14 protein-coding genes are annotated in these 18,987 nt (G+C 72.0%); 12 read left to right on the top strand and 2 right to left on the bottom strand.

All coding sequences use genetic code 11. The annotated features are described in order from the left end of the window. The first annotated feature begins 18 nt into the window (after window positions 1-18). From leuS to ACIP8Z_RS14630, 9 genes are all read left to right on the top strand, one after another. On the top strand, window positions 19-2,895 hold the full coding sequence (gene leuS / locus ACIP8Z_RS14670; protein ID WP_402083056.1) for a leucine--tRNA ligase: 2,877 nt from the start codon (window positions 19-21) through the stop codon (window positions 2,893-2,895). Window positions 2,896-3,017: 122 nt separating this feature from the next. Further along, window positions 3,018-3,776 carry a hypothetical protein gene (locus ACIP8Z_RS14665; protein WP_402083053.1) on the top strand — a complete coding sequence of 253 codons (759 nt, stop codon included), beginning with the start codon at window positions 3,018-3,020 and terminating at the stop codon, window positions 3,774-3,776. 122 nt (window positions 3,777-3,898) lie between these two features. Beyond that, window positions 3,899-4,744: a DegV family protein gene (locus ACIP8Z_RS14660; RefSeq protein WP_402083050.1), complete on the top strand. Its 846-nt coding sequence runs from the start codon at window positions 3,899-3,901 to the stop codon at window positions 4,742-4,744. Window positions 4,745-4,860: 116 nt separating this feature from the next. Beyond that, window positions 4,861-5,898 (top strand): helix-hairpin-helix domain-containing protein, encoded by a 1,038-nt coding sequence (locus ACIP8Z_RS14655; RefSeq protein WP_402083047.1) that lies wholly within the window; start codon window positions 4,861-4,863, stop codon window positions 5,896-5,898. An 11-nt stretch (window positions 5,899-5,909) separates the two neighbouring features. After that, on the top strand, window positions 5,910-8,480 hold the full coding sequence (locus ACIP8Z_RS14650; RefSeq protein WP_402083833.1) for a ComEC/Rec2 family competence protein: 2,571 nt from the start codon (window positions 5,910-5,912) through the stop codon (window positions 8,478-8,480). 49 nt (window positions 8,481-8,529) lie between these two features. After that, window positions 8,530-9,153: a winged helix-turn-helix domain-containing protein gene (locus ACIP8Z_RS14645; protein WP_402083044.1), complete on the top strand. Its 624-nt coding sequence runs from the start codon at window positions 8,530-8,532 to the stop codon at window positions 9,151-9,153. Between the two features lie 5 nt (window positions 9,154-9,158). Continuing rightward, window positions 9,159-10,442, top strand: a complete 1,284-nt coding sequence (locus ACIP8Z_RS14640) for an MFS transporter (protein ID WP_402083041.1) — start codon at window positions 9,159-9,161, stop codon at window positions 10,440-10,442. Window positions 10,443-10,459: 17 nt separating this feature from the next. After that, window positions 10,460-11,359: an arylamine N-acetyltransferase gene (locus tag ACIP8Z_RS14635; RefSeq protein ID WP_402083038.1), complete on the top strand. Its 900-nt coding sequence runs from the start codon at window positions 10,460-10,462 to the stop codon at window positions 11,357-11,359. A gap of 99 nt (window positions 11,360-11,458) precedes the next feature. After that, on the top strand, window positions 11,459-12,349 hold the full coding sequence (locus ACIP8Z_RS14630; protein WP_402083035.1) for a YceI family protein: 891 nt from the start codon (window positions 11,459-11,461) through the stop codon (window positions 12,347-12,349). A gap of 37 nt (window positions 12,350-12,386) precedes the next feature. On the opposite strand, the gene ACIP8Z_RS14625 is transcribed toward ACIP8Z_RS14630, so the two are convergent. Continuing rightward, entirely contained in the window at window positions 12,387-12,647 is a 261-nt protein-coding gene (locus ACIP8Z_RS14625) for a hypothetical protein (RefSeq protein WP_194481545.1), read from the bottom strand. Window positions 12,648-12,685: 38 nt separating this feature from the next. Between ACIP8Z_RS14625 and holA the strand changes: the two genes are divergently transcribed. Next, window positions 12,686-13,678: a DNA polymerase III subunit delta gene (gene holA, locus ACIP8Z_RS14620; protein WP_402083032.1), complete on the top strand. Its 993-nt coding sequence runs from the start codon at window positions 12,686-12,688 to the stop codon at window positions 13,676-13,678. Window positions 13,679-14,569: 891 nt separating this feature from the next. Here holA and rpsT read toward each other — a convergent pair. Continuing rightward, window positions 14,570-14,836, bottom strand: coding sequence for a 30S ribosomal protein S20 (gene rpsT, locus ACIP8Z_RS14615; RefSeq protein ID WP_030317512.1), 267 nt, complete (start codon window positions 14,834-14,836; stop codon window positions 14,570-14,572). A 184-nt stretch (window positions 14,837-15,020) separates the two neighbouring features. On the opposite strand from rpsT, the gene lepA reads away from it, so the two are divergent. Then, complete coding sequence (gene lepA / locus ACIP8Z_RS14610) at window positions 15,021-16,886, top strand: translation elongation factor 4 (protein ID WP_402083026.1); 1,866 nt, start codon at window positions 15,021-15,023, stop codon at window positions 16,884-16,886. A 198-nt stretch (window positions 16,887-17,084) separates the two neighbouring features. Then, window positions 17,085-18,962, top strand: a complete 1,878-nt coding sequence (locus ACIP8Z_RS14605; RefSeq protein WP_402083023.1) for an AMP-dependent synthetase/ligase — start codon at window positions 17,085-17,087, stop codon at window positions 18,960-18,962. Window positions 18,963-18,987 lie beyond the last annotated feature (25 nt).

The raw sequence follows: 18,987 nt of genomic DNA, 5'->3' as shown, positions 1-18,987 counted from the left end.
GATGGAGCTTCAAGGACCATGACCGAGATCAATACGGCCGCCGAGACGGCGGCCCCGCATCGCTACACGGCGGCCATGGCCGCCGACATCGAGGCACGCTGGCAGGACTTCTGGGACGCCGAGGGCACGTACGAGGCCCCGAACCCCACCGGTGACCTGGCGGGCGACCCCGCGGTCGCCTCCCGGCCCAAGAAGTTCATCATGGACATGTTCCCGTACCCCTCGGGTGCGGGCCTGCACGTCGGCCACCCGCTCGGCTACATCGCCACGGACGTCTTCGCCCGCCACGCGCGCATGACCGGCCACAACGTGCTGCACACCCTGGGCTTCGACGCCTTCGGCCTGCCGGCCGAGCAGTACGCCGTGCAGACGGGCACGCACCCGCGTGTGTCCACCGAGGCCAACATGGAGAACATGAAGGTCCAGCTGCGCCGGCTGGGCCTGGGCCACGACAAGCGCCGGTCGTTCGCCACGATCGACCCCGAGTACTACAAGTGGACCCAGTGGATCTTCCTGCAGATCTTCAACTCCTGGTACGACGACGAGGCCGGCAAGGCCCGTCCGATCGCCGAGCTGATCGCGCAGTTCGAGAACGGCACGCGTGAGGTTCCCGGCACCACGCGCGCGTGGAGCGAGCTGACCGCCGCCGAGCGCTCCGACGTCCTGGGCGAGTACCGCCTGGCCTACGCCTCCGACGCGCCCGTCAACTGGTGCCCCGGCCTGGGCACGGTCCTGGCCAACGAGGAGGTCACCGCCGACGGCCGCTCCGAGCGCGGCAACTTCCCCGTCTTCAAGTCCAAACTGCGCCAGTGGAACATGCGGATCACCGCCTACGCGGACCGCCTGCTCGACGACCTGGACGCGCTGGACTGGCCCGAGGCCATCAAGCTGCAGCAGCGGAACTGGATCGGCCGCTCCGAGGGCGCCCGCGTCGACTTCCAGGTCGGCGACACCGGTGCCATCACCGTCTTCACCACCCGCCAGGACACGCTCTTCGGCGCCACCTACATGGTCCTGGCGCCCGAGCACGACCTGGTCGAGAAGATCGTCCCGGCCACCTGGCCCGAGGGCACCCACGACGTGTGGACCGGCGGACACGCCACCCCGTCCGAGGCCGTCGACGCCTACCGCAAGCAGGCCGCCTCCAAGTCCGACGTCGAGCGGCAGGCCGACGCCAAGGAGAAGACCGGCGTCTTCACCGGCGCGTACGCGACCAACCCGGTCAGCGGCGAGCAGGTCCCGGTCTTCATCGCCGACTACGTCCTGATGGGCTACGGCACCGGGGCCATCATGGCCGTCCCCGCGCACGACAGCCGCGACTTCGCCTTCGCGCGCGCCTTCGAGCTGCCGATGCGCTGCGTCGTCGAGCCGAGCGACGAGCGCGGCACCGACCCCTCGACCTGGGACGACGCCTTCTCCTCGTACGAGGCCAAGCTGGTCAACTCCTCCAACGAGGACGTGGCGCTCGACGGCCTGGGCGTCGTCGAGGCCAAGGAGAGGATCACCGCCTGGCTGGCCGACCGCGGCATCGGCGAGGGCACCGTCAACTTCCGGCTGCGCGACTGGCTGTTCAGCCGTCAGCGCTACTGGGGCGAGCCCTTCCCGATCGTCTACGACGAGGACGGCGTCGCCCACTCGCTGCCCGAGTCGATGCTGCCGCTGGAGCTGCCGGAGGTCGAGGACTACTCGCCGCGCACCTTCGACCCGAACGACGCGGACACCCAGCCGGAGACCCCGCTGTCCCGCAACGAGGACTGGGTCAACGTCACCCTGGACCTCGGTGACGGCTCCGGCCCGCGCCGGTACCGCCGCGAGACCAACACCATGCCCAACTGGGCCGGTTCCTGCTGGTACGAGCTGCGCTACCTGGACCCGCACAACTCCGAGCGGCTGGTCGACCCCACCGTCGAGCAGTACTGGATGGGCCCGCGCGACGGCATGCCCACCGGTGGCGTCGACCTGTACGTCGGCGGCGCCGAGCACGCCGTGCTGCACCTGCTGTACGCGCGCTTCTGGTCCAAGATGCTGTTCGACCTGGGCCACATCTCCTCGGCCGAGCCGTTCCACAAGCTCTACAACCAGGGCATGATCCAGGCCTTCGTCTACCGCGACGCGCGCGGCATCGCCGTGCCGGCGGCCGAGGTCGAGGAGCGCGACGGCGGCTTCTGGTACCAGGGCGAGAAGGTCAGCCGCGTCCTGGGCAAGATGGGCAAGTCCCTGAAGAACGCCGTGACGCCGGACGAGATCTGCTCCGAGTACGGCGCCGACACCCTGCGCCTGTACGAGATGGCGATGGGCCCGCTGGACGTGTCGCGTCCCTGGGACACGCGCGCGGTGATCGGCCAGTACCGGCTGCTGCAGCGGCTGTGGCGCAACATCGTCGACGAGTCGACCGGTGAGGTCACCGTCGTCGACACCGAGGCCGACGAGGACACGCTGCGCGCCCTGCACAAGGCGATCGACGGCGTCGCCCAGGACATGGTCGCGATGCGCTTCAACACCGCCATCGCCAAGATCACCGAGCTGAACAACCACCTGACGAAGTCCGGTGGCGCGCTCTCCCGGCCGGTCGCCGAGCAGCTGGTCCTGCTGGTCGCCCCGCTGGCCCCGCACATCGCGGAGGAGCTGTGGCGCAGGCTGGGCCACAGCGACTCGGTGGTCCACCAGGGCTTCCCGGTCGCCGACCCGGCGTACGTCGTCGACGAGACCGTGACCTGCGTCGTACAGATCAAGGGCAAGGTCAAGGCCCGCCTGGAGGTCCCCCCGTCGATCACCGACGCGGACCTCGAGACGCTGGCGCTGGCCGACCCGCACGTGGTCGCCGCGCTGGGCGGCGCCGAGATCCGCAAGGTGATCGTGCGGGCGCCGAAGCTGGTCAACATCGTCGCCGGCTGACCCACATAGGGATTTCCCCTACGGGCAGGTTGGGGGTTCCGATGGAACCCCTGGCCTGCCCGTTCCGTTTACCGTGGAGGAACCACATCCGTGGGGACCGGACGGACGCCGGAGGGGCACACATGGAAGCCGCGATTATCACGATCATGGCGCTGCTCTTCTTGTCCTTCGTGGCGCTGGGTGTCTATGTCACGGTGAAGGCGGTCAAGGCCGCCAAGCGCGGCGTGGACCGCACGATCGACCAGGCCCGGCGCACCGTCGAGGACACCACGCTGCGGGCCAAGAGCTTCGGCCAGGCCGGGACGGCGGGTGAGCTGGCCCGACTGCGCCTCTCGCTGCGCACCTCGATGCGGGCCACCCAGGAGGCCCTGCAGGCCGGGGTCGGCGAGGACGCCTCGCTGAAGGAGTCGCTCCAGCTGTTCCACCGGCTCAGCGCGCACGGGCTCGAACTGGACGAGGACCTCAAGCGGATCGAGCGGGAGCCCGACCGGGCCTGGGTGGCCGGGCAGCTCCCCGAACTCACCGCGCGGACCGAGCGGATCACCAGCTCGGCCGACGCACTGCGCCGCGCCGCCCGGGAGCGGGCCCTCAGGTTCGCCGAGGACGACCTGTCGTCGCTCAGCGAACAGATCGACGTCGAGGCGGGTGCGCTGCGGCACTGGACGACGGGTCCGGAGACCACCTCCGGGACGACCGGGACATCGGGGACCGCCGGTACGTCGGGGGCGGCTTCGGGGAGCTCGGTGCCGGGTGGCCAGGGCGCCGCCTCCGGGAGTTCACGGCCGGGAGCCGGGGGTGAGCCGTCCGCGATCACGGCGCCCGACCCCCGACGGACCTCCTACCCCTGGGAGAAGTCGGCCCGCCCGGAGACCACCACCTGACGGAACCGCGGACGCGGAAGCCCGCCCGGGCGCCGGGCGGGGACGGGTGCTCGGCGGAGCCGGAGCGTTCACGACGGGGGCCGGGCTGCCGCGCGCCGCTCTCGGCGGGTAACCTCCCGCTCATGTCCCGGCATGTCGCGATCGTCACCGATTCCACGGCCTACCTGCCACACCAGACCAGGGAGCGGCACGCCATCACCACGGTCCCGCTGACCGTCGTCATCGGCGACCGCGCCCTCGAGGAGGGCACCGAGGTCTCGGCCAAGGCGCTCGTCGAGGCCCTGCAGAAGAAGCGGGCCGTCACCACCTCGCGGCCAAGCCCCGAGATCTTCGCCGAGGCCTACCGCGAGGCCGCGGAGGCCGGCGCGCAGGGTGTCGTCTCCCTCCATCTCTCCGCCGAGGTCTCCGGGACCTACGACGCCGCCGTGCTCGCCGCGAAGGACGCTCCCGTGCCCGTACGGGTCGTGGACACCCGCATGATGGGCATGGCCCTGGGCTTCTGCGCCCTCGCGGCGGCCGGGGTCGCCGAGGCCGGCGGATCGCTCGACGAGGCCGTCGCGGCCGCCGAGAAGCGCGCCGCGGGCACCTCCGCCTACTTCTACGTCGACACCCTGGACTATCTGCGCCGCGGCGGGCGCATCGGGGCGGCGCAGGCGCTGCTCGGCTCCGCGCTCGCGGTGAAGCCGCTCCTCGAACTCGACGGCGGACGGATCGAGCTGCGCGAGAAGGTGCGGACGGCCTCGAAGGCCATCGCCCGGCTCGAGGAGATCGCCGTGGAGCGCGCCGGCTCCGGCCCCGTCGACATCGCCGTCCACCATCTCTCCGCGCCCGAGCGGGCTGCCGCGCTCGCCGACCGGCTCAAGGAGCGGGTGCCGGGGCTGGCGGAGCTGCACGTCAGCGAGGTGGGAGCGGTCATCGGCGCCCACACGGGGCCCGGGCTGCTCGCGGTCGTCGTCTCGCCGCGCTGAGTCCGTACGTGGGTCCATCCCCCGGGAGAGTGACGGAGTTGTCCACAGCGGGGGCCCTGTCCACGGAACGTGGGTGAGTCCCGCACAGCACGGCGGTGATTCCTACCGTCATCCGCATGACTCTTCGTACACGTATCTCATCGACGACCTCCGGCGTTCTCGGCCCGACAGGCGCTCCGACCGGCGGTCCCGGCAGGATGCCGGGCTCCGACGGGAGGAGCCGCCCGGGAGCGCGTGGCGCGCCTCCTGGGCGGGCCAGGAGGCGGACCCGGGTGAGGAGGGCCGGGGCGGTTCCCGAGGCTGTCGTACGGCGGCGGGGGGACGAGCTGTTCCCGGCGGCGTCGGGGGAGGAGGCGGCTGGGGCGGGCGGCGCGGTTGTGGACCCTGAGGCGGAGGAGCCGGGATCTTCGTCGGGGGTACGAGATCGGGGATCGCCGCCCGGGGCGGGGGCGCGCCTCGCGGCGGTGCTGCGTGACCGGACCCCGGTGTGGGTGCAGACGAGGATCGGGCTCGAACCGAGGGCGCTGGCCGCGCTGACGGTGGTGCTGGTCGTGGCCGCGGGTCTCGCGGGCGGTTACTTCTGGACGGGGCGGCCGGAGCCGGTGCGGGCTCCGGAGCTCGTTCGGGCCGCGCCGGTCGCCGCCGTACCCGCCGTACCTGCGGCGCCCGCGATGCGGGCCGGGCCGGGGCCCGGTGCGGGTGGGGCGCGGGTGATCGTGGATGTCGGGGGCAAGGTGCGCAGGCCCGGGGTGCTGACGCTGCCGGCCGGCTCGCGGGTGGCGGACGCCCTGCGGGCCGCGGGCGGGGCGAAGCCCGACGCCGATCTCACCGGTCTCAACCGGGCCCGGGTGCTGTTCGACGGCGAGCAGGTTCTCGTCGGGCTGCCGGGGACGCCGGTCGGGAGCTCAGGCTCCGGCGGCGGCTCGGGTCCCGGTGGGGGCGCCGGTGGGGGTGGGCCGGGGGTGCCGTTGAGCCTCAACACCGCCACGGTCGAGCAGCTCGACACGCTGCCGGGCGTCGGTCCGGTGCTCGCCCGGCACATCGTCGACCACCGTGCGGAGCACGGCGGCTTCCGGTCGGTCGGGGAGCTGCGGGAGGTCAACGGCATCGGCGAGCGACGGTTCGCCGAACTCGAACGGCTGGTGCGGCCGTGAAGCCGGACGAGATGACGGCGGACGAGGAGACGGCGGACGAGCGGGGCGCCCGGGGGCCCTTCTGGGAGGAGGGGCCGACCGATCTCCGGCTGGTCCCGCTCGCGGTGGCCGCGTGGGTGGCGGCGGCGATCGCGGTGGGGGTCGCCGGGTGGTGGACCGTGACGGGAGTCGTGGTCTGTCTGGTGGGAGGCGGTCTCCTCCTGATGCCTGTGGCGGCACGCTGGTTCGGCGGGACCGCCTGGCCCGGTGAGGGGATCGTGGCGGCGGACGCGCCGGCGCGGCGGGGCACCCCCGGGTGGCGGTTGCGGGCGACGGCGTTCGCCGGGGTCCTGCTCTGTGCCGCCGCCGGGGCCGCTTCGGCCGGGCTGCACACGGCGGATCTGCGGCGCGGGCCCGTACCGGCCATGGCGCTGGAGTACGCGCGGGCACAGCTGGAGGTGACGGTGACCTCGGATCCGCGGCTGACCCGGCCTCGGGTGCGGGGCAGCGAGACGGTGCCGGTCTCCGTCGTCCTGGACGGCGAGGTGACCCGCGCCGAGCGGTCGGACGGGACGGTCCACCGGACGAGGGCGCCGGTGCTGCTGATCGTGCCGCCCGGGGAGGGGCGGGCGGAGTGGCTGCGCCTGCTGCCGTCCACGCGGCTGAGGGTCGGTGCCCGGCTCGCGCCGCCCTCGCACCCCGGCGATCCCTTCGCGGCCGTGCTCAAGGTCGGCGGTGGGGGACCGCCCCGGATCGTCGGCCCGCCGAGCGCGCTGCAGCGGACGGCGGGGGATCTGCGCGCCGGGCTGCGGCGGGCGACGGACGGCCTCGACCCGGACGCGCGGGCCCTGTTGCCCGGTCTGGTCGTCGGGGACACCTCGCGGATCGGGACCGAGCTGCGTGACGCCTTCGTGGCCACCGATCTCACCCACCTGCTCGCTGTCTCCGGCAGCAATCTGTCTGTCGTCCTGCTCCTGCTGGTCGGCAGTCCCGGGCGGGCCCATCAGGTGGAGCGCGGTGGGCTCGCGCCCCGGCTGGGGATGTCGCTGCGGGTCACGGCGGTGGCCGGGGGAGCGCTGACGCTCGCCTTCGTGGTGGTCTGCCGGCCCGAGCCGAGTGTGCTGCGCGCCGCCGCCTGCGGGCTCGTGGTGCTGCTCGCGATCGGCACCGGACGGCGGAGATCGCTGATCCCCGCGCTGGCCGCCGCCGTACTGCTGCTGGTGCTCTACGACCCGTGGCTCGCGCGGAGTTACGGATTCCTGCTCTCGGTCCTCGCCACCGGGGCCCTGCTGACAGTGGCGCCACGCTGGAGCGAGGGGTTGCGGCGGCGTGGAGTGCCCGACCGGCTGGCGGAGGCGTTGGCGGCGTCGCTGGCGGCGCAGGCGGTGTGCGCTCCCGTCGTGGTGGTCTTCGCCGCCCGGGTGAGTCTGGTGGCGATCCCGGCGAACCTGTTCGCCGAGCTGGCGGTGGCGCCGGCGACGGTGTTCGGCTTCGCCACGCTCGCCGTGGCCGCGGTCTGGATGCCGGCCGCGGAGGGGCTGGCGTGGGTGGCGGGATGGCCGGCCGGGTGGATCGCGCGGGTGGCCCGCACGGGCGCGGCGCTGCCGGGGGCGGAGCTGAGCTGGCCCGGTGGGTGGTGGGGTGGGCTCGCGCTGGCCCTGGTGACCGCGGTGGTGGTCCTCGCGGCGCGCAGGCTGCCGTACCGGGGGCCGGTCGCGGGGCTGGTGGCCGTCCTGCTGCTGCTCGTGGTGGTGCGGCCGGCGCCGCTGACGCGGTGGGTTACCGGATGGCCGCCCCCGGGCTGGGTGTTCGCGATGTGTCAGGTGGGGCAGGGGGATGCGACGGTCCTCGCGGCGGGCGGGGACGCGGCCGTTGTGGTGGACGCGGGGCCCGACCCCGTACCGGTGGACCGATGTCTGCGGGAACTCGGGGTGCGCAGGGTGCCGTTGCTGGTGCTGACCCACTTCCACGCGGACCATGTGGCCGGGCTGCCGGGGGTGTTGCGGGGACGGTCGGTGGGGGCGATCCAGACGACGGGTCTTGAGGAGCCGCCGGCCCAGGCGGCGTTCGTACGGCGGACGGCGGCGGCCGCGCGGGTGCCGCTGATCCGTGCGGGGCCGGGGGAGCGGCGCAGGATCGGCGGGCTGGAGTGGACCGTGCTCTGGCCGACGACAGGTGGTGGGGCGGCCGGTGTCGGTGCGGCCGGGGGAGGGCGAGCGGCCGGGGGTTCCGGTGGGGCGAACGACGCCAGTGTCGCGCTGTTCGTCAGGGCCGCCGGTGGGCTGACGCTGCTGCTGCTCGGCGATCTGGAGCCGCCGGCCCAGCGGGGGCTGTTGCGGGCCCATCCGGGGCTCGCGCCGGTGGACGTGCTCAAGGTCGCCCACCATGGTTCCGCGCATCAGGACCCGGGGCTGATACGGGCCGTACGGCCGAGGCTCGCGTTGGTGTCGACAGGGCGCGACAACCCGTACGGGCATCCCTCGCCCCGGACGGTGGAGGCGTTGCGGGCCGGTGGGGCGCGGGTGCTGCGGACGGACCGCGACGGGGCGATCGCGGTCGTCGGGGCGGGGCCGGGGCTGGTCGCCGTACCGGGGGGAGGGTGACGTGCCGAGAGCCCTTGTAAAGAAGTCTTTCTAAAGATATCTTTTCATCATGCCGGAGGAGATCATCGACCCGCAGCCCGAGGGCGAGCAGCCCCGCAGTATCCGACTCACCGACCCGCGAGCCCTGCGCGCCTACGCCCACCCCCTGCGGATGTCGCTGGTGGGGCTGCTGCGCAGCAGCGGCCCCTTCACCGCCACCCGGGCCGCCGAACTGACCGGGGAGTCCGTCGCCAGCTGCTCCTACCACCTGCGGATACTCGCCAAGTACGGGCTCGTGGAGGAGGCGCCGGGCGGCCGGGGGCGGGAGAAGCCCTGGCAGGCCACGGCCCGGTACACGGAGTGGCCGGAGTACAGCGAGGACCCGTCGATCGCCCAGGCGGCCGACGCCCTGAGCGCCGCCGTCGCCGAGCAGTACTTCGAGCGGGTCACCCGGGCCATGGAGAACCGGCACCGGCTGCCGAGGGAGTGGCAGGAGGCCGAGCAGTTCGGCGACTCGCTGCTCCACCTCACCCACGAGGAGCTGGCCGACCTCGGAGCACGCATCGACGCGCTGCTCCGGCCCTACGAGGCGCGGGCCTCCGACCCGTCCCTCCGCCCGGAGGGCGCCAGGCCCGTCAGTGTCCTGCGGATCGCCTACCTGGATCCCGACGTCCCCGACAGCGAGAAGGAGTGAGCGGGATGGCTCTCGTCGAACGCGTACCGGCGCTGCTGCGCGAGCGGACCTTCCGCCGCTACTGGACCGGGCAGACCATCTCCCTCGCGGGGGACCAGATATCCCTCATGGCGATCCCGCTCGCGGCCGTCCTCGTCCTCGGCGCCGACGCCGCGGCGATGGGCTGGCTCAAGGCCGCCGAACTCCTGCCCGCCCTCCTGCTCAACCTCCCGTTCGGCGCCTGGGCCGACCGGCAGACCAGTCGCAGACGGGCGATGATCGCGGCCGACATCGGACGGGCGGCGCTGGTCCTGACCCTTCCCGTGGCCTATCTGCTCGACGTGCTGACGCTCACCCAGCTGTACGTGGTGGCCTTCGGGATCGGCGCGCTCACCGTGCTCTTCGAGGTCTGCAACACCACGCTCTTCGTGGCGCTCGTGCCCACCGAGCGCTATGTGCAGGCGAACTCGCTCGTGAACGGCAGCCGTTCGACGGCCTGGCTGGCGGGACCCGGGATCGGCGGACTGCTCGTGCAGTTCCTCACCGCCCCCTTCGCCCTGGTCGCGGACGCCCTGACCTATCTCGTGTCGGCCGGGTACCTGGCCCGGATCGAGCCGGTCGAGCCCCCGCCGGCCCCCGTGGCCAAGGGGCACTTCACCGAGGGGTTGCGCTGGGTGGTCCGGGAGCGCTCGATGCGGGCGCTGTTCGCCGCCTCCGGCACGGTCCAGTTCTTCAACTACATGTTCCACACCCTCTTCGTGCTCTACGTGACCACCGAACTCGGCCTCGGTGCAGGGCTGCTCGGCCTGATCCTCGGAGCGGGAGCCGTGGGCGGACTCCTCGGGGCGGTCGTCAGCGGGGCGGTCGTCCGACGGATCGGCATCGGGGGCTCGCTCGTCGCCGGCTTCCTCGGATTCACCCTGCCCCTGGTCCTGATACCCCTGGCCGACGGTCCTCTGCCGCTCGTGGTGTTCGTGCTGTTCGTGGCCGAGTTCCTCTCCTGCGTCGGCGTGATGATCGTCGACATCGCCGCGGGATCGTTCCAGATGGCGCTGATACCCGACGCCGTGCGAGCCCGGGTCATGGGCGCCTTCCGGACGCTCAACCACGGCTTCCGTCCGCTCGGCGCGCTCGTCGGCGGTTTCCTCGGCACCGCGGTCGGGCTGCGCCCGACGTTGTGGATCGCCACCGTCGGGGCCGTCTTCGCCGTGCTGTGGGTGCTGCCCTCGCCGCTGCCGCGGATGCGTGAACTGCCCTCTCCGAAAGGGGAGTCGGAGCCGGTCGGACTGCCGGGGGGAGGGAAGGGCTGACCAGGCAGACTGGCGACATGACTACGCGACCGACGGCTCCCGTCCCCTCCGAGCCCCCCGTTTCCTCCGAGCCCCCTGTTCCTTCCGGGTCTCCCGTTCCCGCCGAGCCCTTCGCTCCCACGCCGGACGACGTCCGGGCCTATCTGCGGCGTATCGGCGCGGAGCGGCCGGACCGTGCGGATGCCGAGGCGCTGCGCGATCTGCAGCTGCGTCATCTGCGCACCGTGCCGTTCGAGAACCTCTCGATCCACCTCGGCGAGGACATCGTCCTGGAGGAGAAGGCGCTGCTCGACAAGGTGGTCGGCGCGCACCGGGGAGGGTTCTGCTACGAGGTCAACACGGCGTTCGCCGTTCTGCTGCTTGGGCTCGGCTATCGGGTGGCGCTGCTCCAGGCGCGGGTCTTCGGGCCGGAGGGGAAGCCGGGCATCCCGTACGACCACATGGCGCTGCTCGTGGAGACGGCGGACGGGGAGCGGTGGATCGCCGACGTCGGCTTCGGTGACCACAGCCACTTCCCGCTCCGCTACGAGGACCGCGCCGACCAGATGGACCCGGGTGGTGTCTTCCGGCTCGTGGACACCGACGAGGGCGACGTGGACGTGCTGCGGGACGGGAAGCCGCAGTACCGCGTGGAGCTCCGGCCGCGCAGGCTCGCCGACTTCACGGCCGGCGCCTGGTACCACCGGACCTCGCCCGACTCGCACTTCCCGCGCAGTCTCATCTGCTCCCTGCTCACCGAGGAGGGTCGGGTCACCCTCAGCGACCGGAAGCTGATCACGCGGGCCAAGGGTGAGCGCGACGAGCGGATCCTCGACGGTGAGGACGAGGTGCGGAGCGCGTACCTGGATCTGTTCGGGATCGAGCTCGACGTGCTGCCGGTCGTTCGCGGTGGAATTTCCGATTCGAACCCTCGGTAACGCTTGCGCACCTCGTGACCGGTTTGCGTCGAACGCCCCGACGGTGATCGAATGCGACTTCGTTGCATAGTGAACGAGTCGCACGGGGGTGCGTGAAGAATGTTCGATCGTCTCTTCGGGAAGCGTGCGGCGGGCGCCGCGAGAGGCGGCCCGCTCGCCGGTCTCACTGTCCCCGCCTCGGCGGGGATGCTGAGCTGCCGGGTGCTCGACCCCGTGCACGAACCCGTCCGGCAGGCCGGGTTCGTCCTCAGCGACGCCGCCGGGCGCAAGGTGATCGCCGGCGAGACCGACCCGTACGGCACGGCGCTCGCGACCGTGTCGGCGGGCGAGTACCGGCTCGCGGTCACCGCCGAGGGCTACACGCCGCACCACGGCCGGGCCGTCGTCACCGAGGGCGGCCACACCGGCCTCGACGACGTGCTGCTCCAGATCGCCCCGCAGCCCCAGCTCCCCGAGCCCGGCGACTGGGAGATCGACCCGACGCACTCCCAGATCGGCTTCACCGCACGCCACATCGGGCTCGCGCGGATCCACGGACGGTTCAACAGCTTCGCCGGCGCGGTACGGATCGGTGACCGCGTGGAGCGCTCCGCGATGCACGTCGTCATCGACGCGGCCTCCATCGACACCGGGGTGCAGATGCGCGACGACCATCTGCGGTCCGGCGACTTCCTCGATGTCGGCGCGTACCCGACGCTGGAGTTCTTCAGCGAGCGCTTCACGCACAAGGGCGGCAGCCGTTGGGCCGTCACCGGGGCGCTCACCCTCCATGGGGTGAGCCGCACGGTCACCCTCGACACCCAGTACCTGGGCCTCGGGAGCGGCCTGGAGGGCGAGACCCGGTGCGCCTGCCGGGCCACGACCGAGCTGCACCGGGAGGACTTCACGCTCACCTGGCAGACGCTGCTCGCGCGGGGGATCGCGGCGGTGGGGTCGAGCATCAGCATCGATCTGGATGTGCAGATCGTGCCCAAGGCGGGGCGGGGCTGAGGGTTCGCCCCGGGGTGCGCCGTGCGGCGGGCCGGGCCTACGGGGCCTCCAGCCAGCCCTCGTACTCCGCCGCCAGGGAGTCCAGTGCCGTCGGGTCGAGCCGGCCGTCCGGGTCCTCGACGACCACCAGCCACTGGGCGTCCTCGGCGTCGTCCTCCCCGGCCAGGGAGTCCCGTACGAGCTGCGGTTCCTCGGCCACGCCGAAACGGTCGGGGAGTTCCCCTGCGACCTCCTCGGCGGCGTCGCGGTCGGGGAGTACCAGTACGTGTCGTTCACTCACCCCGTCATTCTCGGGCATCGCCGTCCTGTCAGTGGTCCGTGGGATGCTGGACCGCGATGGCCACCAGAAAGACTTCCCCCGACGACCTCCTCGGCCCCGTGACGCTCGCCGTGGGGCAGGAGGACCTGCTCCTCGACCGTGTCGTCCATGCGGTGGTGGCGGCCGCGCGTGCCGCCGACGCCGACACGGACGTGCGCGACCTCACGCCCGACCAGCTCCAGCCCGGCTCGCTGGTGGAGCTCACCAGCCCCTCGCTCTTCGCCGAGCGCAAGGTGCTGGTCGTGCGGAACGCCCAGGATCTGTCCGCCGACACGATCAAGGACGTCAAGGCGTATCTCGACGACCCGATCGAGGACATCTCGCTCGTCCTGCTCCACGCCGGCGGCGCCAAGGGCAAGGGGCTGCTCGACGCGGCGCGCAAGGCGGGGGCGCGGGAGGTGGCCTGCCCGAAGACGACGAAGCCGGCGGAACGGCTGACGTTCGTGCGGCAGGAGTTCCGGACGCTGGGGCGTTCGGCCACGCCCGAGGCCTGCCAGGCGCTCGTCGACTCCATCGGCAGCGATCTGCGGGAGCTCGCGTCCGCGGTCGCGCAGCTCACGTCCGACGTGGACGGGACGATCGACGAGGCCGTCGTCGGGCGCTACTACACCGGCCGCGCCGAGGCCTCCTCCTTCAACATCGCGGACCGCGCGGTGGAGGGGCGTGCGGCGGAGGCCCTTGAGGCCCTGCGGTGGTCGCTCTCGACCGGGGTCGCGCCGGTGCTCGTCACGAGCGCGTTGGCGCAGGGCGTACGGGCGATCGGCAAGCTGTCGTCGGCGCGGGGTGGACGGCCGGCGGATCTGGCGCGGGAGCTGGGTATGCCGCCGTGGAAGATCGACCGCGTGCGGCAGCAGATGCGGGGCTGGACCCCCGACGGGGTGTCGCTCGCGCTGCGGGCGATCGCGGAGGCGGACGCGGGGGTGAAGGGCGGCGGGGACGACCCGGAGTACGCCCTGGAGAAGGCGGTGGTCGCGGTGGCTCGGGCGGCGAGGATGCGGCGGGGCGGGTAGGGGTCGCGGCCTTGTGCCGGTGCCGGTGCCGGTGCCGGTGCCGGTGCGTGCCGTGCCGTGCCTGTGCCGGGTGCCTGCGCAGGTGCGTTGCCGTGCCTGTGCCGGGGTGGGCCGCGCTGGGCCTGGGGGCGGTTGTGCGTGTGGGTGCGGGGCGGTCGGTGGCCGGTGCCAGGGCGATTCCCCCACCCCGCCCCTTCCCGAAACCCTGCCGGGGGCTGGTGGTGGGTGAGGGAGAGAGTCCGGGGGCTGCGCCCCCGAACCCCCGCTCGGGGCTGCCGCCCCGGGCCCTGCTGGGGGCTGCGCCCCCGAATCCCCGCTCGGGGCTGCCGTCCCGGGACACTGCTGGGGCTGGGCCCCTGACCTCCTCGGGGCCTGGGCCCCTGCCCCCCCGGGGGGCTGCGCCCCCTCCTCGGGGCCTGGGCCCCTGCCCCCCCGGGGGGCTGCGCCCCTGACCCCCCCGGGGGGCTGCGCCCCTGACCCCCCCGGGGGGCTGCGCCCCTGACCCCCCCCCGGGGGCTGTGCCCCCGAATCCCGGCTCGGGGCTGCCGTCCCGGGACACTGCTGGGGCTGGGCCCCTGCCCCCCCGGGGGCTGCGCCCCCGAACCCCTCGGCGCCGCGCCGCAGACCCCCTCAGGGCTGCGCCGCGCCCCTGCCCCCCTCGGGGCTGCCCCCCTGCCCCTCAGGGCTGCGTCCCCACCTGGGTTCCCCGGGTCCCGTGCCGTGTGTACGCCAAAGGCCCCGCACCTCCTGGGGAAGGAGGGGCGGGGCCTTTGGTGTTCGAGCTGGTGGGCTCGCACCCGCGTGGCGAACGCGTCCGCGTGCGAGTCCTGGGTGGCCGTGGGAGCGGGAGAGAGGGCCCGCTGGGTCCCGTGCGGCCGGTTACATCAGAGCTCAGCCCTGGAGAGCGGCAACCTTGGTGGCCAGCGCCGACTTCTTGTTGGCGGCGGCGTTCTTGTGGATGACGCCCTTCGAGACAGCCTTGTCGAGCGCGCGGGAGGCGGCGCGGGAAGCCACGGTGGCCTTCTCGACGTCACCCGCGGCGACGGCCTCGCGGGCCTTGCGGATCGCGGTCTTGAGCGAGGACTTGACGGCCTTGTTGCGCAGGCGCGCCTTCTCGTTCGTCTTGTTCCGCTTGATCTGGGACTTGATGTTCGCCACGAAAAGAGCCTTTACAGGTTCGATGTTCCTTCTGGATGCGTCTCGCAGGCTGAGAGGGCACACGAGACACAGCTGTCCACAGTATCAGCCACTCTCGTGCCCGCCCAAACCGGGCGCAGGGCGACGGGCATGGGACCATGGAGCCTACGTATCGATCCGACATCGCCCCGAGACGAGACCCTGCGTGCCCGCGACTCCTACCAACGTGCCCGAGCCGAGCCGTACCGACCCGGCTCTGATCCGCAACTTCTGCATCATCGCGCACATCGACCACGGCAAGTCCACGCTCGCCGACCGGATGCTCCAGCTGACCGGTGTGGTCGACCAGCGGCAGATGCGTGCCCAGTACCTCGACCGCATGGACATCGAGCGGGAGCGCGGCATCACGATCAAGTCCCAGGCCGTCCGGCTGCCGTGGGCGCCGACCGAGGGGCCGGGTCAGGGCAACACGCACATCCTGAACATGATCGACACTCCTGGGCACGTCGACTTCACCTATGAGGTGTCCCGGTCGCTCGCCGCCTGTGAGGGCACGATCCTGCTGGTCGACGCGGCGCAGGGCATCGAGGCGCAGACCCTCGCCAATCTGTATCTGGCGATGGAGAACGACCTCACCATCGTTCCCGTCCTGAACAAGATCGACCTGCCGGCCGCCCAGCCGGAGAAGTTCTCCGAGGAGCTGGCCAACCTCATCGGCTGCCAGCCGGAGGACGTCCTCAAGGTCTCCGCGAAGACCGGTGTCGGTGTCGACGCGCTGCTCGACCGGGTCGTCCGGGACGTTCCGGCCCCGGTCGGTGTCGCCGACGCGCCCGCCCGCGCGATGATCTTCGACTCCGTGTACGACTCGTACCGGGGTGTCGTGACCTATGTGCGAGTGGTCGACGGGCAGCTCAACAAGCGCGAGCGCATCAAGATGATGTCGACCGGCGCCACCCACGAACTGCTGGAGATCGGTGTCTCGTCTCCGGAGATGACGCCGTCCGACGGTCTCGGCGTCGGTGAGGTGGGCTACCTCATCACCGGTGTGAAGGACGTCCGCCAGTCCAAGGTCGGTGACACGATCACCTCCCTGAACAAGGGCGCCACCGAGGCCCTCGGCGGTTACAAGGACCCGAAGCCGATGGTCTTCTCGGGCCTCTACCCGCTGGACGGCTCGGAGTACCCGGACCTCCGCGAGGCCCTCGACAAGCTGCAGCTCAACGACGCCGCGCTGGTCTACGAGCCGGAGACCTCCGCCGCGCTGGGCTTCGGCTTCCGCGTCGGCTTCCTGGGCCTGCTCCACCTCGACGTGATCCGTGAGCGGCTCGAGCGCGAGTTCGGGCTCGACCTGATCGCCACCGCGCCCAACGTGGTCTACCGCGTGGTCATGGAGGACGGCAGCGAGCACACGGTCACCAACCCGAGCGAGTTCCCCGAGGGCAAGATCGACGACGTGTACGAGCCCGTCGTACGCGCCACGATCCTCGCCCCCAGTGAGTTCATCGGCGCGATCATGGAGCTGTGCCAGACCCGTCGCGGCACGCTGATCGGCATGGACTACCTCTCCGAGGACCGGGTCGAGATCCGCTACACCCTGCCCCTCGCCGAGATCGTCTTCGACTTCTTCGACCAGCTGAAGTCCAAGACGCGCGGTTACGCCTCCCTCGACTACGAGCCCACCGGCGAGCAGGCCTCCAGCCTGGTCAAGGTCGACATCCTGCTGCACGGCGACAAGGTCGACGCCTTCTCCGCCGTCACCCACAAGGACGCCGCGTACGCCTACGGTGTGCGGCTCGTCGCCAAGCTGCGCGAGCTCATCCCGAGGCAGGCCTTCGAGGTGCCGATCCAGGCCGCGATCGGCTCCCGCGTGATCGCCCGCGAGACCATTCGCGCCATCCGCAAGGACGTCCTCGCCAAGTGCTACGGCGGTGACATCTCCCGTAAGCGGAAGCTGCTGGAGAAGCAGAAGGAAGGCAAGAAGCGCATGAAGATGGTCGGCTCGGTGGAGGTGCCGCAGGAGGCCTTCATCGCCGTTCTGTCGAGCGACGAGTCCTCCGGCAAGAAGAAGTAGGCCAGGGCGCCCCACGTAGCTGTCCTGTGCATGCAACGGGCCCACGCGCCACGCGCGCGTGGGCCCGTTCGTTATGAAGCGGCGCCCCGTAGGCCCTTACGCGCCGGACCTCGGGCCTTTACTCTGATCCCGGCTCGAAGGTTACTCGCCAGTTAGTTACGAACCACCAGAAGGCACCGCCGCCGCCCGGAGGACGTCGTGAGCGACACACAGACCCAGATCGAGAACCGGCCGCCCTCCGTGGCGACCCTCTTCCTTGAGCGCGTCGAGCGGACTCCGGATGCGGAGGCCTACCGCTACCCGGTGCCCGCCGCCTCCGGTGCCGGCCCGGACGACTGGAAGTCGCTCAGCTGGGGGCAGGCCGCCGAGCGGGTCTACGCGATCGCCGCCGGCCTCGTCGACCTCGGGGTCGAGTCCGAGGAGCGGGTCGCCCTCGCCTCCTCCACCCGGGTCGAGTGGATCCTCGCCGACCTCGGTGTGATGTGCGCGGGCGCCGCGACCACCACGGTCTACCCGCAGACCAACGCCGAGGAGTCGGCGTTCATCCTCTCCGACTCAGAGTCGCGGGTCCTCATCGCCGAGGACGCGGCCCAGCTCGCGAAGGCCGTCGAGCGCCGCGCCGACCTGCCGAACCTCCGCCATGTCGTCGTCATCGACGCCACCGGGGTGGAGAGCGACGGCGAGTTCGTCCTCACGCTCGCCGAGCTGGAGGCGCGCGGCAAGGGCTATCTGGAGAAGCACCCCGAGGCCGTCAAGGAGCGGGTCGCGGCGATCACCGCCACGCAGCTCGCCACCCTCATCTACACCTCGGGCACCACGGGCCGCCCCAAGGGCGTCCGCCTCCCGCACGACAACTGGTCGTACATGGCCAAGGCCATCGCCGCCACCGGCCTCGTCACCCAGGCCGACGTCCAGTACCTGTGGCTGCCGCTCGCCCACGTCTTCGGCAAGGTCCTCACCTCGGGCCAGATCGAGGTCGGGCACGTCACCGCCGTCGACGGACGCGTCGACAAGATCATCGAGAACCTGCCGGTCGTCCAGCCGACCTACATGGCGGCCGTGCCCCGCATCTTCGAGAAGGTCTACAACGGCGTCGCCGCCAAGGCCCGCGCCGCCGGCGGAGCCAAGTACAAGATCTTCCAGTGGGCGGCCGGCGTCTCCCGCGAGTACGCCAAGGCCAGCCAGGACAACTTCCGCCGCACCGGGACCGCCTCCGCGCCCTTCGGCCTCACCGCCAAGCACAAGGTCGCCGACGCCCTCGTCTACGCCAAGATCCGTGAGGCCTTCGGCGGCAACCTGCGCGCGTGCATCTCCGGATCCGCCGCGCTCGCCCCCGAGATCGGCTACTTCTTCTCCGGCGCCGGCATCCACATCCTGGAGGGCTACGGACTCACCGAGACGTCCGCCGCCTCCTTCGTCAACCCGGGCGAGGCCTACCGCACCGGCACCGTCGGCAAGCCGCTCCCCGGCACCGAGGTCCGGATCGCCGACGACGGCGAGATCCTGCTGCGCGGCCCCGGCGTCATGGAGGGCTACCACGGCCTGCCCGAGAAGACGAACGAGGTCCTGGAGTCCGACGGCTGGTTCCACACCGGTGACATCGGCGAGCTGTCCGCCGACGGCTACCTGCGGATCACCGACCGCAAGAAGGACCTGATCAAGACCTCCGGCGGCAAGTACATCGCGCCGGCCGAGGTCGAGGGCCAGTTCAAGGCCGTCTGCCCGTTCGTCTCGAACATCCTCGTCCACGGCGCCGACCGGAACTTCTGCACCGCGCTGATCGCCCTCGACGAGCCCACCCTCCTCGGCTGGGCCGCCGAGCACGACCTCGCGGGCAAGTCGTACGCCGAGGTCGTCGCCGCCCCGCAGACCGTCGCGATGGTCCAGGGCTACGTTGACCGCCTCAACGAGGGGCTCCAGCGCTGGCAGACGATCAAGAAGTTCCGTCTGCTGCCGCGCGACCTCGACATCGAGCACGGCGAGCTGACCCCGTCCCTGAAGCTGAAGCGGCCGGTGGTGGAGCGCGAGTACAAGGGGCTCATCGAGGAGATGTACGCGGGGTCGCGGGAGTCCTGACCCCCGCCGCTGCGGACCTGAGCCT

Source organism: Streptomyces sp. NPDC088553, assembly GCF_044752965.1.
In the GTDB taxonomy this organism is placed as follows: domain Bacteria; phylum Actinomycetota; class Actinomycetes; order Streptomycetales; family Streptomycetaceae; genus Streptomyces.
This window is presented reverse-complemented; position numbering and strand designations above follow the sequence as displayed.